This window comes from Acidovorax sp. CF316 (genome assembly GCF_000276605.1).
GTDB lineage: Bacteria > Pseudomonadota > Gammaproteobacteria > Burkholderiales > Burkholderiaceae_C > Acidovorax.
In genome coordinates, this window is sequence record NZ_AKJX01000251.1 from 1 (window position 1) to 1,708 (window position 1,708).

Genomic DNA, 1,708 nt, shown 5'->3' on the forward strand with positions numbered 1-1,708 from the left:
GCGCCCAGCCGCTGGCGCCGGCCACGCACGTGGCCTGTGCCTCGGCGGGTGGGCGCATCCTGACCTTCGAGATCACCGAGCTCAAGACCATGGCCAATGGCGGCCGCGGCCTGATGCTGATCGACCTGGAGCCCAAGGACGCGCTGGCCGGTGCCGCGGCCTACACGCGCAGCATCCGCATCGACGGCATGGGCCGCGGTGGCAAGGAGCGTGAGGAAACCCTCGAGATCCGCTCCCTCAACAATGCCCGCGCCGCCCGGGGACGCAAGGGCAAAGCGGCCGACCTGGGTTTCAAGCCCTCTGCCGTGACACGCATCGAGTAGCCGCAAGCTGTCGCCAGCAAGCCACCCGCCCGGGTGGCTTTTCTTTTGGTGCGCCGCAACAGTCCACGGGTTGCTACGGATTGGACGAACGGCGGGAACGGGCGCACTATATGTAAAAAAGTGTCTGCCGTGGCGCGGGACGTGGGCTGGTGCCGTTTGTGCGACGATGCAGCAAGCCCACCCGGCGGTGGCCGGCAGACCTTGAAACCATCGACAACGACAGGAGACCATGATGTTCCAACGCATCCGGATTGCCCAGAAACTGTGGCTCGCCGTCATTTTCATCGTCGTCATGCTGGCCGGCGTGGTGGGCTTTTCGGCCTACCGCTCCGCCAAGGTGCAGGCCGAGGCGGACGTGGTCGCCCGCGAGATGCAGACCCGCGTGAACACCGCCATCCGCTGGGCGGGGCTGACCGAGACCAATGCCGCCCGCACCCAGGCGCTCATCGTGAGCAGCGATGCGGCGGTGGAAGCCGAGTTCAAGGACGTGATTGCCGCCACCTCGGCGCAGATCACCGAGGTGCAGAAGTCGCTGGAGGCCATGGCCCTGTCCGATGCGGACAAGGCGCAGATGGCCAAGATCGCCGATGCGCGCAAGACCATGATCGACCTGCGCGGCAAGGCGCGCCAGCTCAAGACCGATGGCAAGGCCGAGGAAGCGGTCACCCTGGTCAAGCAAACCTACAACCCGGCCGTCGCGGCCTACCTCACGGCGCTGCGCGATTTTGTCGACCTGCAGCAGAAGACCGCGCAGACCCGCCTGGCCGAGATGTCCGAGTCGCGCATGCTCACCGTGAAGATTGCGGCCGTGGCCGTGGCGGCGCTGCTGGCCGCCATCATTGCCGGCGCGTACTACCTGATCGGCAGCATCCAGCGCCCGCTGGCCCAGGCCAATGACCTGGCGGCCAAGATCGCGGCCGGCGATTTGAGCGAGCAGGGCGCGGTGACACGCGGCGACGAGTTCGGCGACCTGCTGCGTTCGCAGTATGCAATGAGCGACTCGCTCGGGCGCATGGTGCACCAGGTGCGCCAGAGCACCGACAGCATCGCTATCGCCAGCGCCGAGATCGCCACCGGCAACCATGACCTGTCGGCGCGCACCGAGCAGACGTCGAGCAACCTGCAGGAGACGGCGGCCGCCATGGAGCAGTTCACCAGCACCATCGCCCAGAGCGCGACCAGTGCGCGCCAGGCCAGCACCCTGGCCGCCAGCGCCACGGGCGTGGCCGAGCGCGGTGGCGCGGTGGTCACCCAGGTGGTCTCCACCATGGAGGACATCAACCACAGCAGCAAGAAGATCTCGGACATCATCGGCACCATCGACGGCATCGCCTTCCAGACCAACATCCTGGCGCTCAATGCAGCGGTGGAGGCCGCGCGTGCCG

At 67.3% G+C, this 1,708-nt stretch carries 2 protein-coding genes; both read left to right on the forward strand.

Annotation, left to right across the window (positions count from 1 at the left end):
• On the forward strand, nt 1–323 hold a 323-nt coding region (locus PMI14_RS28695), incomplete at its 5' end, for a DNA gyrase C-terminal beta-propeller domain-containing protein (protein WP_007860218.1).
• A 232-nt stretch (nt 324–555) separates the two neighbouring features.
• A partial coding sequence (locus PMI14_RS28700) for a methyl-accepting chemotaxis protein (RefSeq protein WP_007860220.1) occupies nt 556–1,708 on the forward strand: 1,153 nt, incomplete at its 3' end.